The sequence below is a fragment of the Brevundimonas sp. genome, assembly GCF_035626535.1.
GTDB lineage: Bacteria > Pseudomonadota > Alphaproteobacteria > Caulobacterales > Caulobacteraceae > Brevundimonas.
The window spans coordinates 14,325-30,429 of sequence record NZ_DASPNO010000075.1 but is presented as its reverse complement, the minus strand read 5'-3'; the positions used below and the strand labels follow the sequence as shown (position 1 = coordinate 30,429).

Genomic DNA, 16,105 nt, shown 5'->3' with positions numbered 1-16,105 from the left:
GGAGGGGCGGCCGGCACTGCTGGCGGTCAGACGGCCTGGGCCCCCGTTTCGCCGGTACGGATGCGAATGACGTCGAGGACGTCGGACACGAAAATCTTGCCGTCGCCGATCTTGCCGGTGCGCGCGGCGGTCTGGATGGCGTCGATGACCGAGGAGACCATGTCGTCGGGAACGACCACCTCGATCTTGATCTTGGGCAGGAAGTCGATGACGTATTCGGCCCCGCGGTAGAGTTCCGAATGGCCCTTCTGGCGGCCGTATCCCTTGGCCTCCAGCACGGTCATGCCTTGCACCCCGGCGTCCTGGAGCGCTTCTTTCACTTCATCCAGCTTGAAGGGCTTGATGACGGCTTCGATCTTTTTCATCAGCGATCCCAGGCGGGCTCAGGACGCCTCGCGCTCGGGCGGTAAAGGGACATTGCATTGCACAATAAGGCAAGCCTTTTTCGGCGTTCGGCGCCATCCGTGAACAGAGCGACGGCGGCGTGACCCGGCCCACCCTGCCCGACTGGCGCGACAGCCTGCCCTGGCCGGAAACGGGGACGCACAAGCACGCGCGCGGGCGGCTGGGCGTGGTCTCGGGCAAGGCGACCCAGACGGGCGCGGCGCGGCTGGCGGCGCGGGCGGGGCTGCGAATCGGAGCGGGGCTGGTCCGCATCCTGTGCCCGCCGGACGCCGCGCCGGTCATCGCCCCCGCCGTCGAGGCCGTGATGCTGAGCCCGTTCGGTTCGCCCGAGGGTCTGGCCGAGGCCGCCGAGGGCATGGACGCGATGGTCATCGGCCCGGCCGCAGGCGTCACCGAGGCGACCCAGGCCAATGTCCGCGCCCTCGCCGTGACCGGCGCCGCCCTGGTGGTCGACGCCGACGGGCTGACGGTGTTCGAGGGCTGGCCCGACGACCTGTTCGAGGTGCTCGACCGCGACGATGTGCTGACGCCGCACGAAGGCGAATTCGAGCGGGTGTTTCCGGGCCTGCTGGCCGCCGGGCGCGAGGCGGCGGCCGCGGAAGCGGCGAGGCGCGCCGGGGCGGTGGTCGTCCTCAAGGGTCCGGCGACGGTGATCGCGGCGCCGGACGGCCGGCTGGCGGTCAACGGCAACGGCTCCCCGTGGCTGGCGACGGCGGGATCGGGCGACGTGCTGGCGGGAATGATCGGCGGCCTGATGGCCCAGCGGATGGACAGTTTCGACGCCGCCCGCGCGGCCGCCTGGATGCACGCCGAGGCGGCGCGGGGGTTCGGACCTGGCCTGATCGCCGAGGACCTGCCGGAGCGCCTGCCCGCCGTGCTGGCGGCGCTGTACGGGCGGGCGGGCTGACCGGCCAGGCGGACGGGCCCGCGACGGCGCGCCCGGTTCAATTCGTCACCGAAGCGGCCTATTCCGACGGCATCGCCGCCGGAGTGCTGAATTGCTGATCGTCCTGTCCCCGGCCAAGCGGCTGGATTTCACCGAAGCCGATCCGGCCCTGCCCGCCTCCGAGAGACGGTTCCGCGAGGACACCGCCTCGCTGGCCCGGACCGCGCGCGGCCGCACCGTCGCCGAACTGCGCCGGCTGATGAGCCTGTCCGACGATCTGGCGCGGCTGAACCGGGCCCGCTTCCAGGCCTTCGACGCCGATTCGACCGGCGGCGTGCAGGCCGCCTTCGCCTTCGCCGGCGACGTCTACGAAGGCCTGAAGGCGCGCGAGCTGGACGCCGCCTCGCTTGGCTGGGCCCAGGATCACATCCGCATCCTGTCGGGTCTCTACGGCCTGCTGCGGCCGCTGGACCGCATCCAGCCCTATCGGCTCGAGATGGGCACGCGGCTCAAGACGCGGCGCGGCTCCAGCCTCTACGACTTCTGGGGCGACAGGATCTCCAAATGCCTCAACGCCGACGCGGAGGGACAGGCCGATCCGACGCTGGTGAACCTGGCCAGCCAGGAGTATTTCGGCGCCGTCGATGCGCGGGCGCTGAAGCTGCCGGTGGTCACGCCGCACTTCCGCGAATCGCGCGACGGCGAGAGCCGCATCGTTTCCTTCTTCGCCAAGAAGGCGCGGGGCGGAATGGCGCGTTTCGCCATCGACGGGCGGATCGACCGGGCGGAGGACCTGAAGGCCTACGACCGCGACGGCTACCGCTTCGACAAGGCGGCGTCGACGGAGACGGACTGGATATTCATCAGAACAGGAAATTCGTGACAGCCTGTCGCCTTCGCAGGCGCGAACGGCTAGGCTGATCGGAGAGACAGACGGACGAGACCCCATGTTCCAATGGCCCAAACGCGGTGACGGCTCGGAAACCGAAAGCGCGCCCTTCCGCGACATCGGCGACCTGAAGGGTCAGGTGGCGGTGATCTCGGGCTCGACGTCCGGGATCGGCCTCGCCTTCGCCCGCGCCATTGCGTCGCGCGGCGGCGAGGTGGTGCTGAACGGCCTCGGCGACCCGTCCGAGATCGAGCGCACCCGGGCCGGGATGGAGGCCAGCTGCGGCGTGCGGGTGCGCTACCACGGGGCCGACATGCGCCGCGGCGACGAGGTGGCGGACATGGTCGCCTACGGCAAGCACCAGCTCGGCCGGGTCGACATCCTGATCAATAACGCCGGCGTCCAGCACGTCGAGGCGGTCGAGAAATTCCCCGCCGACCGGTGGGAGCAGATCATCGCCGTCAACCTGTCCTCGACCTTCTACGCGACGCGGGCGGCGATCCCGATCATGAAGGCCCAGGGCCGCGGCCGGATCATCAATGTGGCCTCGGCCCACGGCCTCGTCGCCAGCCCCTACAAGTCGGCCTATGTCGCGGCCAAGCACGGCGTCATCGGCTTCACCAAGACGGTGGCCCTGGAGCTGGCGCAGGACAACATCACCTGCAACGCCCTGTGCCCCGGCTACGTCGAGACGCCGATCGTCGAGAAACAGATCGCCGACCAGGCGCGCACGCGCGGCCTGTCGAAGGACCAGGTGCTGAAGGACGTCATCCTCGGCTCCCAGCCGACCAAGCGGTTCGTCACCACCGACGAGCTGACCGGGATGATGCTGTATCTGGTCAGCGACCTCGGAGCCTCGGCCAACGGCGCCAGCTTCTCGATCGACGGCGGCTGGACGGCGCAGTAGGGGGCGGAGGAGTTCGGGCTTGAATGTGCTTCCGGTCCGCCCCCGTCACATTTGGCTCCGGTCATTCTATGGTTTCGGGCCGGAGGAAGACGGCTACATCGGCTGGACTGAGCCGGGGCCGCGCGATCGGATGCTGGGAAAGGTGGAGGACGGAGACCTCTTCATGATCTACGGCGCGACAAGCGCCGAAACCAGCAAAGCCCAGCGCAACCGCGTTCTCGGCTTCCTTCAGATAGAGCCCAAGCCCATCCGAGACGTGGACAAGGCTTCACCTGTGGGCATGAAGCGCAAACAGGACCATGGCTGGCAGGACAAATGGACCCACGCCATACCGGTCGTGCGAGCTTGGCGCGTCAACGAACCGATCCTTTTGGAGCGTGTCGCACCGACGACCTATCGGCCTGAAGCCGGGCAGGCGATTGCAGTCTGGAATCCGGAATTGCTGCCCGAGGAGGTCGACCTGGCCCTGAAAGTGAGGGTCACCGAGACCAGCGTGTTCGGCGAGCCTCCGATCTTCGGAACCGTCCCGGAGAGGGTTCCTCTGGCGCAGGCCTACCGGCCGTCTCGCGCTTTCCCAGGAGGCTTCGGGGAGCGGACTGCCTTGTATGAGGACGGTCCGACCCAACTCTATCTAGCCCCCTTCATTGGCGACAGCTTCGCCCTGTTGGGCGAGAACAAGCCCTTCGGCGATAAGTCCGTTCTCCTCAAGATCGGGATATCGAATGACCACGTCCGACGTCTGGGTGAACTGAACTCGGGCTTTCCGCCGGCCTGCATCGGCAGATGGGGAAAGCCTACGCTTTCGGAACCTTACCCCGGACGAAAGGCGGCGGAAGACGCGGAACGAGTCTTCAAGGACGCTGCGAAAGCGAGGTTGCGGAGCCTCGGGGGAGAGTTCTTCCTCGGGGACTGGGACACCGCCCATATCATCTTCGCAAACATTCCGGGCGTTTCGCGCTTCGGCGGCTAGCGAGCTAAAGAAGCCTGCCCCCTACCCCACAAACCCCGCCGCGCGCTTCAGCCGGTCGTTGATCGCTTCGCCCAGCCCGGTCGCCGGGATGGGCGACACAGCGATCCCCGCCGGCGTCTCACGATCCGCTTCCCGCAGCCTTCGGAACAGATTGGCCGCCGCCTCCCGCAGGTCGCCCGTCGGGCTCAGGCTCCAGCGCCGGTCGCCGACGCCGGGCCCGAAGCCGAGGAGGATTTCGCCCGCCTTCGCCTTCGTCGCCTCAATCCGCACCGGCGCGTCCGGCGCATAGTGCAGGGCCGTCCGGCCCGGCGAGCGATGCCCCTCCCCGTCCCGCACCAGAGGGCCGACGACGGCCTCGATCTCCTCGCGCGTCACCGAGCCGGGGCGGAGCAGGGCGACGCGGCCGTCCAGCACCGACACCACCGTGCTCTCGACTCCGACGGCGCAGGGCCCGCCGTCGACCGCATCGGCGGCGGCGAAGCCTGTCTCCTCCAGGGCGTCGGCGAAGGTGGTCGGGCTGGGGCGGCCCGAGCGGTTGGCGGACGGCGCCACGACCGGCTTGCCGAAGGCGGAGATGACGGCGCGGGCGCGGACATGGCCCGGCACGCGCACGGCGACGCTGTCCAGCCCGGCCCGGGCCAGGTCGCAGACCCTCTCGCGGTCGCGCACCGGCGCGACGATCGTCAGCGGGCCCGGCCAGAAGGCCTCGGCCAGGGCGCGGGCGCGGGCGTCGAAGACGGCGACGGCCTCGGCCTCGACGGCGTCGGCGACATGGGCGATCAGCGGATTGAAGCGGGGCCGGCCCTTGGCCTCGAAGATGGCGGCGACCGCCGCGGCGTTCCCCGCGTCGGCGGCGAGGCCGTAGACGGTCTCGGTCGGCAGGATGACGAGGCCGCCGGCCGCCAGGGCCTCGGCCGCCTGGGCGTCCGTTGCTCCAGGAGGGGGAGCGCCTAAAGGCGGCGCGCCTGGAGCGCCACCCGCACCGTCACGTCGCGGCCGACCAACCTGTTCCACGCGCCTGTGGTCCCTATTCCGAAGTCCGTGCGGTCGAGAGTGAACGCGCCGGTCAGATGCGCCCGGTCGCCGGTCACGCGCAAGTCCAGCGGAAAGGTCACCGGCCGGGTCCGCCCCTTCATGGTGATGTCGGCGTGCGCGGAATAACGATCGCCGCCCAACGGGTCGAGGGAGCGAAGCTCGAATCGGATGACCGGATGCCTTGCGGCGTCGAGCATGGCCGGCCCGGTGGCGCGCCCGGTCAGCGCCGCGGTCCTCATCCTCAGCGACGCGGTCTGGACCACGACCGTCGCCCGCGTGCGGCCCGGCGCCTCGGGGTCGAAGGCGATGTCGCCCCGCCAGTCCTCGAAACGGCCGTGGTGGGACCCGCCGAGCGCCCGCACCGTCATCTCGATCGTCGAGGCGTCGCGGATCACCACCCACGGCGGAGGCTCCGCCGCGGCGAGACCGAGCGCGGCCGGCAGTCCGGCGAGAACGACCGCGCGCCGCCTCACGGCCGGCGGGGAATCAGCGGGATCATCCGGTGCAGGACATTGTCCCGATCGATGAAGTGGTGCTTCAGCGCGCCCATGACGTGCAGGAAGATCAGCACATACAGCCCCTTGGCCGCTGTCTGGTGCAGGTCCATCAGATCACGCGCGGTATCGCGTCCACCGCCGACGGGCAGCAGCGGCCATTCGAACAGGCCGAACCAGAGGATCTCCCGTCCCGCCGCCGAGGACGCGGCCCAGCCGACCAGCGGCATGGCGATGAGGAAGACGTAGAACAGGACGTGCGTCGCGCGTGCCATGAGCTTCTGCCAGGCGGGGGTTTCCGTCGGCAGGGGAATGGCCGGATTGGCGACGCGCCAGACGATCCGGATCAGCGTCAGCACGAGGATGCTGAGCCCGACGGACTTGTGCATGTTGACGAACTCGCGGGAGATCGGGCCGTCCGTCGCTTCATGGGCCGAGATCAGCAGGACCTGCGTGACCACCATGGCGGCGATCAGCCAGTGCAGGATCAGCGATACGGTCGAATAGCGGTTGCGCGGCTCGGCCACGGTCTTCCTCCCTCTCCGGTGCTTCGCCTCAACCTGCCCCAGACCACAGGGTTCGCCAAGCCGCGCCTTGCCTGACCCGGCGGCAAGGCGGCATGAACGTCCGCACGATTTCCGAGAGCCAGCCGATGACCTACCGCGCCCCCGTCCGCGATCTGATCTTCACCCTGACGGAGGTGGCGGGTCTCGACGCCGTGGCCGCGACCGGCGCCTTCCCGGACTACGACGCCGATCTGCAAGCCGCCGTGCTGGAGGCGGCGGGCCAGTTCTCGGAAGGCGTGCTGGCGCCCCTGAACCGCATCGGCGACCAGAAGGGCGCGATCTACGCCAACGGCTCGGTCACCGCCACGCCGGGGTTCGCCGACGCCTATCGCCAGTTCGCCGCGGGCGGCTGGACCGGCCTGTCCGCTCCCGCCCACGCTGGCGGGCAGCAGCTGCCCAAGGCGCTGGAGCTGGCGGCCTATGAGACAGTGCACGCGGCGAACATGGCCTTCGGCCTCTGCCCCATGCTGTCGCTGGCGGCGATCGAAGCGCTGGAGGCGGTCGGGACCGAGGCGCAAAAGGCGACCTATCTGACGAAGCTGGTGTCCGGCGAATGGACCGGGGCCATGGTGCTGACCGAACCGCAGGCGGGCTCGGACCTCGGCGCCCTGACCGCGACGGCGGTTCCGAACGGAGACGGGACCTATGCGCTGACCGGCCAGAAGATCTTCATCACCTGGGGCGACCACGACGCCACCGACAACATCGTCCACATGGTGCTGGCCCGCCTGCCCGACGCGCCGCCGGGCCCGAAGGGAATCAGCCTGTTTCTCGCCTCGAAATATCTGGTGAAACCCGACGGCGCGCTGGGGGAGCGCAACGCCTTCCGGCCGGTCGGGCTCGAGCACAAGCTGGGCATCCATGGATCGCCGACCTGCGTCATGGCCTATGAGGGCGCGACGGCCGAGCTGGTCGGCCAGCCGAACCAGGGACTGGCCCACATGTTCGTGATGATGAACGCGGCCCGGCTGGCGGTCGGGGTCGAGGGCGTCGGCATCGCCGAGCGGGCCTACCAGCAGGCGCTGGAATATGCGCGGGAACGGCGGCAAGGCCGCTCGGCGTGGACCGGCGAGGCCAACGCCCCGATCATCGATCACCCTGACGTGCGGCGGACCCTGTCGGTGATGAAGGCCAGGATCGCCGCCGCGCGCGCCATCTGCCTGTCCACCGGCGTCGCCGCCGATCTGGCGCGGCACGCGGCCACCGGGGAAGAGCGCCGCCGCTGGAAGGGGCGCGAGGACCTGTTCACCCCCATCGCCAAGGCCTGGTCGACGGACGTCGGCGTCGAGGTCGCCTCGTTAGGGGTGCAGGTGCACGGCGGCATGGGCTTCATCGAGGAGACCGGAGCCGCGCAACACTACCGCGACGCCCGGATCGCGCCGATTTACGAGGGGACCAACGGCATCCAGGCCATGGATCTGGTCGGGCGCAAGCTGGGGCAGGACGGCGGCGAGTCGGCGCGGGAACTGATCGCCGACATGAGAGCGACCCTGACCGTGCTGCCCCGCCTGTATTCGGGCAAGCCGGTGGAGCGGTTCGCCAACGCCGTCGAGGCGGTCGAGGACGCCACCCTGTGGCTGCTGGACGCCAAGGCCGACCCTGCGCGAGCGACCGACGTCCTGGCCGGGGCCGACGCCTATATGAAACTGCTCGGCGACGTGGTCGGCGGCTGGATGCTGGCCAAGGGCGCCCTTGCCGCACGGGAGATCCTCGACGCCGGCGAGGGCGACCCGGCGTGGCTGGAGGGGCGGATCACCCTCTACGAGGTCTACGCCGCCAACGTGCTGGGCCACGCCTCGAGCCGGCTGGCCGCCGTGGGTCAGGGCGGCGCCCTGCTGGAGCGGATGAGCGCGGAGGTGCTGGCCGGATAGGTTCGGGCCGCCCGGAATGCTGGCCGTTCTCGAGATACCGGCCGGTTTGCCCGAACGAAATCACGTGGGATCAACAGCTTGCTGATTTCTCCAGTCAATTGACGCGCCTGAGGAAACAGCGGGCGTAGACTGTTCACCGCGTCCGTCACCGGGCCCGGGGTCTTTGACAATCGAATCCGCCGCCGCCCTGTGCCCCGCGGCCTCAAGCTCGAGACCCTGTAGACTCTGCCGACTCTGCCACTGTGTTTTTTGGAAACGAGACTCTGCCGGCTCTGCCACTGCGTTTTTTGCGCACGAGACTCTGCCGACTCTGCCACTGCGTTTTTTCTGCCCGGGCGAAATCCCGATCCGGGCGCCGTCGTCCCGCGAAGGCCCTACGGCCCCGGAGGCGCCTCCAGCAGAGCGATGGCCTCGCGCACGAACTGGGCGTGGGCGACGATGCCGATGCGGAGCGCGCCGGCGTCGGGCTGCGCCTCGGACACCAGAACCCCGGCGATAAAGGGGTGTTCCGGCTGGGTCGAGCCGGGCGCTTTGCGGGCGGTGGGCGTCCAGAACACCGGCCCGCCCGAGTTGCCGGGAAAGACGGGGAAGTCGAGCATGAAGGCCGGAAAGGCCTCAATCGGCGTCAGCGGCCACGACGCCACCCGGCCGACGCGCAGGATCGGGAACCCCGCCGTGTTCGACGAATAGCCGTGCGGGTAGCCGAGGGTCAGCAGCTCGTCGCCCGGCCCGACCTGCCAGACCTCGAAGGCGTTGGCGTCGGCCAGCCAGCCCAGCGGAATGGCGGCGCGGGCGAACGCCGGGGGCGCCGAGACCTCCATCACCGCGATGTCGCGCTCGGGATGCCGCACCCAGACCGGATCGCCGTTCTCCTCGCGGATGCGCAGCGGCTCGGGCGCGAACCGCCAGCGGCCTTCCGGCATCTGCACGCGCCAGCCGATCCGGGCGTCCGGCCCCGGCATGCCCTCCAGCACGTGATGGGCGGTGACCAGCACCGTGCGCGGCTGTCCGTCGGAACGCGGCGCGTCGATGAGAAAGCCCGTGCCGACCCGGCGGGTGGCCCTCTCGTCGTTGCGCTGGTCCAGTTGAACGGTGGCGGCGATCAGGCCGACGGTCAGGTCCCACGCAGGGGCCGGCAATACCGCGGAGGGCGGCTCCGGGACGGGATCGGGAGGAAGTTGCAGATCGAACATGAGCGCGGATCACGCCGTGGCCGTTTGTTCATTTGACGGCGGCCCGCCTGCTCGCACAAGGTCCGCGTCCAAATCGCCTTCGGGGGCCTTACGATGAACCGCCGCGACCTGCTCGCCACCACCGCCGCCGCCCTGGCCGCGACCGCCCTGCCCGCTCAAGCCCGCACCTCCGGAGCCTCGATGCCTCAGACCACGCCCGTCCCGCCCGTCGCCAAGAAGATCCCGGTGCGGATCGAACAGCTGGGCCGCGTCCGGGTCGACGACTACCAGTGGATGAAGGACGACAACTGGCAGGCCGTGCTGCGTGATCCGACGCTGATCAAGGCGGATGTGAAGGAGCACCTGACCGCCGAGAACGCCTACCGCGAGGCGATGATGGCCTCGACCCTCCCCCTGCAGACGCAGATGTTCGAGGAGATGAAGGGACGCATCAAGGAGGACGACAGCTCGGTGCCCTCCCCGGACGGGCCGTGGGAGTACTACACCGAGTACAAGACCGGAGATCAGCACCCGCGCTTCATGCGGAAGCCGCGCGGCGGCGGCGAGCCGCAGATGCTCCTCGACGCCAACGCTCTCGCCGCCGGCAAGGCCTATTCCGAGGTGTCGGCGGCGGACCACAGCCCCGACCACGCCCTGTTCGCCTACGCCGAGGACGCGCAGGGGTCGGAGGTGCATCAGATCTACGTCAAGGACCTGGCCACCGGCGCGGTCCTGCCAGACCCGATTCAGTCCGCGACGGGCAACTTCACCTTCTCGCCCGACAGCCGGTGGATCTTCTGGACCAACCGCGACGACAATGGCCGGCCGGACAAGATCTTCCGCCGCCCGGCCCGCGGCGGCGAAACGGCGCTGGTCTATGAGGAGGCCGACGAGGGAATGTTCATCAGCGTCGGCCGCACCGCCGACGACGCCTTCGTGGTCATCTCCATCGCCAACCAGGAGACGTCGGAAGCCCGGGTTATCCCCGCCGCCGATCCGACCGCCGCGCCCGTGGTGCTGGAGCCCCGGCAGGTGGCGCGCCTGTACGACGCCGACCACTGGGGCGACCGCTGGGTGATCCGCACCAACGCCGACGACTCCATTGATTTCAAGATCATCGAGGCCCCGACCGCCAACCCCGCCAAGGCGAATTGGAAGGACCTCGTGCCGCATACGCCCGGCCGCTACATCGAGGGGGTGGCGCTGGTGAAGGACTACATCGGCCGTCAGGAGCGGGCCGACGCCAACACCCGCATCATCATCCGCGACCGCGCCGGCGCCGAGCACGAGATCGCCGTCGACGAGCCGGCCTATTCCCTGTCGCTGGGCGGGGCGTCGGAGTTCGACACCACCGTCATGCGTTACGGCTACAACTCCCCGTCGACACCCACCTCGACCTACGACTACGACCTGAGGACTCGCGAGCGGACCCTGCGCAAGGTGCAGGAGGTGCCGTCGGGCCACGACCCGGCCGACTATGTGGTCGAGCGTCTGAACGCCCCCGCCCCGGACGGCGAGCTGGTGCCGGTGACTGTGCTGCGCCGCAAGTCGACGCCGGTGAACGGTTCCGCGCCCCTGCTGCTGTACGGCTACGGCTCCTACGGCATCCCCATGCCGGCGAGTTTCTCGACCAACCGGCTGTCGCTGGTCGACCGGGGCTGGATCTACGCCATCGCCCACATCCGCGGCGGCTCGGACAAGGGCTGGAACTGGTTCCTCAACGCTCGGCGCTTCACCAAGAAGAACACCTTCACCGACTTCATCGCCGCGGCGGAGCACCTGATCTCGAGCGGCCACGGCAGGGCGGGCCACATCGTCGCCCAAGGCGGCTCGGCCGGCGGCTTGCTGATGGGCGCGGTCAACAACATGCGGCCCGACCTGTGGGCCGGGGTCATCGGCCAGGTGCCGTTCGTCGACGTGATCAACACCATGAGCGACACCAGCCTGCCGCTGACGCCGCCCGAATGGCCCGAGTGGGGCAACCCCATCGAGGACGCCGAGGCCTACGACTACATGATGAGCTACAGCCCCTACGACCAGGTCGAGGCCAAGGCCTACCCGGCGGTGCTGGCCACCGGCGGTCTGTCAGACCCGCGCGTGACCTATTGGGAGCCCGAGAAGTGGGTGGCGAAGCTTCGGCCGGCCACGACCTCGGGCAAGCCGGTGCTGCTGAAGATCAACATGGAGGCCGGACATGGCGGCGCCTCGGGCCGGTTCGACTACCTGAAGGAGGTCGCCCACGATTACGCCTTCGCGGTGTGGGCCATCGAAAGGGGCTGGGAGCGGACCTGACCGCTCCCGTCGCCCTAGGGATCAAGCGTCCAGGTGTAGTCGCCCGTCGCATCGGCGTGCATGGGCACGAAATTGCGGATCTCGTAGCCGGCCGGGCAGGTGTCGCTGCCGTCGGACCAGAAGGTGTAGGGACCCGGATACTGGACGCACAGGGCGTGGTTCCCCGACCAGGTCCGTCCAGAACCGTCGAGCGTGTCGCCGTACATGTAGAAGTTGGCGTTGTCGGTGCTGACGATGAAGCTGCACGACCCGTTCGCGACTTCGAACCAGCCCCGGTTGATGAACTGGTTGGTGCCCACCTCGACATAGGAGATGGCGACGGTGCCGTCGCGGCCGCTCTGATTGCAGACGCGGATGTCGACTGTCGCTGAGGTCGACTTGTTCTTCTTGATCTGGGCGATGGCCATGTCCGGCGCGAGCGTGGACAAGGACGCGGCGACGAGCGCCGCAATGAAGGTGGATTTCATCGGCCTGGTCTCCCCCGATAGCCGCCGCCAGGGTATCACGGACCGGGGGCGAATCCAGCGACAGTTGGGGACGCCATCCAGGCAGGGGCTGACCAGATGATCCGCACGATCCGGGACGCGGCCGAGGCGGACCTCGCGCACATCGCAGCGCTTTACGGGCGCGAGGTTCTGAACGGCACGGCGACCTTCGAACTTGAGCCCCCGACGCGGGAGGAGATGGCGCGCCGCTACGCCGCGGTGAAGCGGCACGACCTGCCGTGGCTGGTTGCGGAGCTCGACGGAACCTTCGCCGGCTATGCCTACGCCTCGCCGTTCCGGCCACGGCCGGCCTACCGCTACGGCGTCGAGGGATCGATCTATATCGAGGAGGCGGCGCGGGGTCAGGGCGTCGGCCGCGCCCTGCTGGAGGCGCTGATCGGACGCGTGCGCGCCATGGGCCTGCGGCACGTCATCGGGGCGATCAGCGACAGCCGTTCGAGCGCCGCGTCGATTGCCCTGCATCGGGCGCTCGGCTTCCGCGACGCGGGCGTCTACCGGCAGGTGGGCTGGAAGTTCGACCGCTGGCTGGACGTGACGCTGATGCAGCTCGATCTCGCGCCCGAAGGCGAGCCGCCGACGGCGTCGGGTCTTGACCTGACCGGCGGCCTGGCTTGAAGCGCTGAACCACAGCGCCTAGGTGAGCGAAATGCGCGCACTCCACGCCATGTTGATGCTGCTCGGCGCCCTCGCGGTGCTGATGACGGGCGCCGCGCCGGCCAAGGCCTTGGCGGAGACGTCATCCGCGCCGCCGTGTCATGAGGCGACGGCGCACCACGTCGGGGCGGAGACGCCCTCGCCCGCGCCCGGCAAGGCGATGAAGGCGATGGACTGCTGTGTCGCCTGCGTGGGAGCGCCCGCGCTCCAGCCGCCCGCAAGACCCCGGCTGTCGGCGCCGCCTCCGTCCGTCGCCGTCCCTCCCATGGCCGTGCCGGCCGGCGAACGGCCGGCGCCCGAACCGCACCCGCCCCGCCCGCTCCTCGATTGAACACGTCCGCGGCGGTGAGACCGCCGCGCCCCTTGCTCATTCAGGAGGCCATGATGGCTGCCCGCTTACTCGCGCCTTTCGCAGGCGCATCCCTGCTCGCCCTCGCCCTGCCGGCGGCGGGACAGGATCATTCGCATCACCCCGCGCCGCCGACGCAACACCCCGCGACGCCGCCGCCGGCGCCCATCCCGGTCGATCCCCACGCCGGTCACGGCATGACGCCTACGCCGCAGCCGCCCACCGCCTCACATCAGGGCCATGACGCGTCCGGCATGGACCGCGCGGCCAAAAGCCCGCTTGGTCCTTGGCCGATGGCCCGGGACGCTTCCGGCACCAGCTGGCAACCGGATCTGTCGGAGCACGGCGGCGTCCACGCCACGCGCGGCGACTGGTCCTTCATGGGCCACGCCCAGCTCAGCCTGGTCCATGACTGGCAGAACGGCCCGCGCGGCGACGACAAGACCTTCGTCGGCGGCATGCTGATGGGATCGGCGCGGCGCGATTTCGCCGACGGCTCGACCCTGAACCTGCGGGCCATGCTCAGCCCCGAACCGTTCATGGGCAGGGACGGCTTCCCCCTGTTGCTGGCCGCCGGGGAGACGGCGGACGGGGTCACGCCGTTGGTCGACCGGCAGCACCCGCACGAGCTGGTGATGGAGCTGTCGGCCAGCTACGCCCGACGGCTGACCGGCCGCGACAGCGTCTTCGCCTACATCGGACTGCCGGGAGAGCCAGCCTTCGGTCCACCCGCCTTCATGCACCGCATGAGCGCCATGGACAGCCCCGAGGCGCCGATCACCCACCACTGGCTGGACTCGACCCACATCGTGTTCGGCGTGGCGACGCTGGGCTGGGTCCACGACGGCTTCAAGCTGGAGGCGTCGTCGTTCCGCGGTCGCGAGCCGGACGAGGATCGCTACGACATCGAACGCCCCGAACTGGACAGCTGGTCAGCCCGGGCGTCGTGGAATCCCTCGCCGGAGTGGTCGCTGCAGGCGTCCTATGCGGACGTGACGTCGCCGGAACAGCTGGAGCCGGGCGAGGATGAGACCCGATGGTCGGCCAGCGCGATCCATGCGCGCCGGTTCGGCGCGGACGGCTGGTGGTCCTCGACCCTGGCCTGGGGCCGCAAGACCAATGATCACGACGAGTCGAAGGACGCCTGGCTGCTGGAGACGGCCGTCAGCTCCGACGACCGGTGGACTCTGTTCGCGCGAGCCGAACGGATCGAGACGGACGAGTTGCTGCCCGGACCCGGCGGGGGCCATGGCGACCTGTACACGGTGTCAAAGGCGTCGGTCGGCGCAGTGCACGACTGGCGGCTGGCGAAACACCTGCGCTTCGGAATCGGAGCGCTGTATAGCCTGAATCGTGTCCCCGCCGCGCTGGAGCCGGCCTATGGCGGCGACCCGGACGGCGGCATGGTCTTCGTCCGGTTGAAGATCGACTGAGATAGCGTCGCGCCGCACCGGCTTTCGTCAGTGCGGCGCGATGTCGTCGGGGGGGGTGCCCAACCAGGGGGCCAGCCGGAAGCGGCGTGGCGGCTCGCCCACGGTCCGGTGGTGGATGAACTGGCGCGCGAAATCGACCACGGCGCGGATGGTGTGTTCGTCGAAGGGTTTGGACACGGCCCCTAGCGCGCCGGCGAAACCGTCGGGGATCTGCTCCGGGTTGGCGGTGAGGAAGACCACCGCGGTCCCGTAGTCGCCGACCAGCCGCTGGGCGATCCGCGGCCCGGTCATGCCGTCGAGGAGGTTAATGTCGATCAGGGCCAGATCCGGCCGTTCGCGATCCGCAATGGCGAAGGCGCTGGTCTGATCCATGGCGCAGCCGACGACGTCGCATCCGGATTCGCCAAGCACCAGTTCCAGCTCCATCGCCAGCAAAGCCTGGTCTTCGACGATGATGACCCGCAGGTCTGGCGACTCGGACACCACTGTTCCCCCGAACGCTAACCAGACCCGTTTACCACCACTGTGTCCGATAGCGGACGGACAAACGCCTCGGTGGCTATTTGGTTCTGTGTGGAGTAGAAAAATCAGGGCTTTTCAGTGGGTGGGGGAATGATGGCAACGGCCGCGGGGGACGGCATCGTCGAACTGCAGCGTCGGCTGCTCGGCGGCTATCAGCTGCTGCAGACGCTCGTCGGAATCCGGCTGCGCAGCGTCACCGACCCCGAAAGCGTCCGCCATCTGACGTGGCTGAGCGACGTCACCGCGGCTATGGAATTGATCAGCCGCAGGATGACCGCGGCCGGGCCGCTGGACTTCGCCGGCTACCTCGAGGACGTGGCCGCCTTCTGGACCCGCGCCTGCGAGGGCCGTCCGGTCCGGCTGGACGTGCGCGGGCAGTCGGCCCTGCTGCCCGACAGCCACCTGCTGCCTCTGGCCATCATCACCCACGAACTGCTCTCAAACGCCTGCCGTCACGCCTTCCCGGACGAGCGGCGCGGCTCGATCGCGGTGGCCTTCTCGCGCGCGGTGGGCGGCGTCAGCCTGGTGGTGCGCGATTCGGGCGTCGGGGCGGAGACGCTGGAGCCGGGCGAAGGCCTGGCGCTGGTGAAGGGGCTGGTCGAGCATCTGGGCGGATCGATGAGCATCGAGACCGCGCCCGAAGCCGGGGTCGGCGTGCGCATCCGCCTGCCGCTGGAACCCGTTCAGGCTCACTGAAATCATCCGCCCGGCCGTTCAGGGACTCGAACGGCCGGCGGTCAGAGCCGGACGCGAGCGGCTTCAGCGGGGGCTTTCGGAAAAGGGCGGATGGCTGGGGAACTAGGACTCGAACCTAGAATGACGGTACCAAAAACCGGAGTGTTACCATTACACCATTCCCCAGCAGGTCCGGCGTTTCCCGGGGCGGAGCGCCGGGAGGCGTGCGAGATACGACAAGGCCGCGGGCGATGCAAGAACCGGTTTGGAGACTATTTCGCGGCGGGGCGTTTCCTCGCTTGCGGGGGGCAAACCCCGTCGCTATAAGCCCGCTCCTCAAGTCGGAGTGTGGCTCAGTCTGGTAGAGCACTGCGTTCGGGACGCAGGGGTCGCAGGTTCGAATCCTGCCACTCCGACCATTCTTTTTGCGATAGTGTTCGCCCCGCGGGGGCTCACTGCTTGATCGCTGTTCCGGCGCT

Annotated in this window: 17 protein-coding genes and 2 tRNA genes; 11 read left to right on the top strand and 8 right to left on the bottom strand. The window is 69.3% G+C overall.

The annotated features are described in order from the left end of the window. Positions 1 to 26 precede the first annotated feature (26 nt). Positions 27 to 365, bottom strand: coding sequence for a P-II family nitrogen regulator (locus VEC04_RS11755; protein WP_324777049.1), 339 nt, complete (start codon positions 363 to 365; stop codon positions 27 to 29). 119 nt (positions 366 to 484) lie between these two features. On the opposite strand from VEC04_RS11755, the gene VEC04_RS11750 reads away from it, so the two are divergent. The 4 genes from VEC04_RS11750 (at position 485) to VEC04_RS11735 (ending at position 4,057) form a co-directional block, all read left to right on the top strand. Beyond that, positions 485 to 1,312 carry an NAD(P)H-hydrate dehydratase gene (locus tag VEC04_RS11750; protein WP_324777047.1) on the top strand — a complete coding sequence of 276 codons (828 nt, stop codon included), beginning with the start codon at positions 485 to 487 and terminating at the stop codon, positions 1,310 to 1,312. Positions 1,313 to 1,403: 91 nt separating this feature from the next. Continuing rightward, positions 1,404 to 2,174: a peroxide stress protein YaaA gene (gene yaaA / locus VEC04_RS11745; RefSeq protein WP_324777045.1), complete on the top strand. Its 771-nt coding sequence runs from the start codon at positions 1,404 to 1,406 to the stop codon at positions 2,172 to 2,174. Between the two features lie 64 nt (positions 2,175 to 2,238). Then, positions 2,239 to 3,087 (top strand): 3-hydroxybutyrate dehydrogenase, encoded by an 849-nt coding sequence (locus VEC04_RS11740; protein WP_324777043.1) that lies wholly within the window; start codon positions 2,239 to 2,241, stop codon positions 3,085 to 3,087. A gap of 163 nt (positions 3,088 to 3,250) precedes the next feature. Continuing rightward, the gene (locus VEC04_RS11735) at positions 3,251 to 4,057 is read left to right on the top strand and encodes a hypothetical protein (RefSeq protein WP_324777041.1); all 807 of its coding nucleotides are present in this window, start codon (positions 3,251 to 3,253) and stop codon (positions 4,055 to 4,057) included. 21 nt (positions 4,058 to 4,078) lie between these two features. On the opposite strand, the gene VEC04_RS11730 is transcribed toward VEC04_RS11735, so the two are convergent. From VEC04_RS11730 to VEC04_RS11720, 3 genes are read right to left on the bottom strand one after another with little or no spacing between them, the layout of a single operon-like run. Then, complete coding sequence (locus tag VEC04_RS11730) at positions 4,079 to 5,071, bottom strand: L-threonylcarbamoyladenylate synthase (protein WP_324777039.1); 993 nt, start codon at positions 5,069 to 5,071, stop codon at positions 4,079 to 4,081. Then, complete coding sequence (locus VEC04_RS11725; protein WP_324777037.1) at positions 5,008 to 5,565, bottom strand: YceI family protein; 558 nt, start codon at positions 5,563 to 5,565, stop codon at positions 5,008 to 5,010. The genes VEC04_RS11730 and VEC04_RS11725 overlap by 64 nt, the downstream gene beginning before the upstream one ends. After that, a complete protein-coding gene (locus VEC04_RS11720; protein ID WP_324777035.1) occupies positions 5,562 to 6,113 on the bottom strand; it encodes a cytochrome b in 552 nt (183 codons plus the stop codon). The genes VEC04_RS11725 and VEC04_RS11720 overlap by 4 nt, the downstream gene beginning before the upstream one ends. Positions 6,114 to 6,238: 125 nt before the next feature. Between VEC04_RS11720 and VEC04_RS11715 the strand changes: the two genes are divergently transcribed. Next, the gene (locus VEC04_RS11715; protein ID WP_324777081.1) at positions 6,239 to 8,023 is read left to right on the top strand and encodes an acyl-CoA dehydrogenase; all 1,785 of its coding nucleotides are present in this window, start codon (positions 6,239 to 6,241) and stop codon (positions 8,021 to 8,023) included. 374 nt (positions 8,024 to 8,397) lie between these two features. Here VEC04_RS11715 and VEC04_RS11710 read toward each other — a convergent pair whose 3' ends face one another. Then, the gene (locus VEC04_RS11710; protein WP_324777033.1) at positions 8,398 to 9,216 is read right to left on the bottom strand and encodes a serine protease; all 819 of its coding nucleotides are present in this window, start codon (positions 9,214 to 9,216) and stop codon (positions 8,398 to 8,400) included. 93 nt (positions 9,217 to 9,309) lie between these two features. Between VEC04_RS11710 and VEC04_RS11705 the strand changes: the two genes are divergently transcribed. Then, entirely contained in the window at positions 9,310 to 11,487 is a 2,178-nt protein-coding gene (locus VEC04_RS11705) for a S9 family peptidase (protein ID WP_324777031.1), read from the top strand. Positions 11,488 to 11,501: 14 nt separating this feature from the next. On the opposite strand, the gene VEC04_RS11700 is transcribed toward VEC04_RS11705, so the two are convergent. After that, positions 11,502 to 11,954, bottom strand: a complete 453-nt coding sequence (locus VEC04_RS11700; protein ID WP_324777029.1) for a DUF1036 domain-containing protein — start codon at positions 11,952 to 11,954, stop codon at positions 11,502 to 11,504. Between the two features lie 96 nt (positions 11,955 to 12,050). On the opposite strand from VEC04_RS11700, the gene VEC04_RS11695 reads away from it, so the two are divergent. Genes VEC04_RS11695 through VEC04_RS11685 form a run of 3 tightly spaced genes read left to right on the top strand, consistent with a single transcriptional unit; the run spans position 12,051 to position 14,429 of the window. Continuing rightward, positions 12,051 to 12,608: a GNAT family N-acetyltransferase gene (locus VEC04_RS11695; RefSeq protein WP_324777027.1), complete on the top strand. Its 558-nt coding sequence runs from the start codon at positions 12,051 to 12,053 to the stop codon at positions 12,606 to 12,608. A 31-nt stretch (positions 12,609 to 12,639) separates the two neighbouring features. Continuing rightward, positions 12,640 to 12,978 (top strand): hypothetical protein, encoded by a 339-nt coding sequence (locus VEC04_RS11690; RefSeq protein ID WP_324777024.1) that lies wholly within the window; start codon positions 12,640 to 12,642, stop codon positions 12,976 to 12,978. Positions 12,979 to 13,031: 53 nt separating this feature from the next. After that, a complete protein-coding gene (locus VEC04_RS11685) occupies positions 13,032 to 14,429 on the top strand; it encodes a hypothetical protein (protein ID WP_324777022.1) in 1,398 nt (465 codons plus the stop codon). Between the two features lie 27 nt (positions 14,430 to 14,456). On the opposite strand, the gene VEC04_RS11680 is transcribed toward VEC04_RS11685, so the two are convergent. Further along, entirely contained in the window at positions 14,457 to 14,912 is a 456-nt protein-coding gene (locus tag VEC04_RS11680) for a response regulator (RefSeq protein WP_324777020.1), read from the bottom strand. A 129-nt stretch (positions 14,913 to 15,041) separates the two neighbouring features. Here VEC04_RS11680 and VEC04_RS11675 point away from each other — a divergent pair, with 129 nt between their 5' ends. After that, positions 15,042 to 15,647: a sensor histidine kinase gene (locus VEC04_RS11675; protein WP_324777018.1), complete on the top strand. Its 606-nt coding sequence runs from the start codon at positions 15,042 to 15,044 to the stop codon at positions 15,645 to 15,647. A gap of 91 nt (positions 15,648 to 15,738) precedes the next feature. Here VEC04_RS11675 and VEC04_RS11670 read toward each other — a convergent pair. After that, positions 15,739 to 15,812, bottom strand: a tRNA-Gln gene (locus tag VEC04_RS11670). Positions 15,813 to 15,968: 156 nt separating this feature from the next. Here VEC04_RS11670 and VEC04_RS11665 point away from each other — a divergent pair. Then, positions 15,969 to 16,045 (top strand) — tRNA-Pro (locus VEC04_RS11665). Positions 16,046 to 16,105 lie beyond the last annotated feature (60 nt).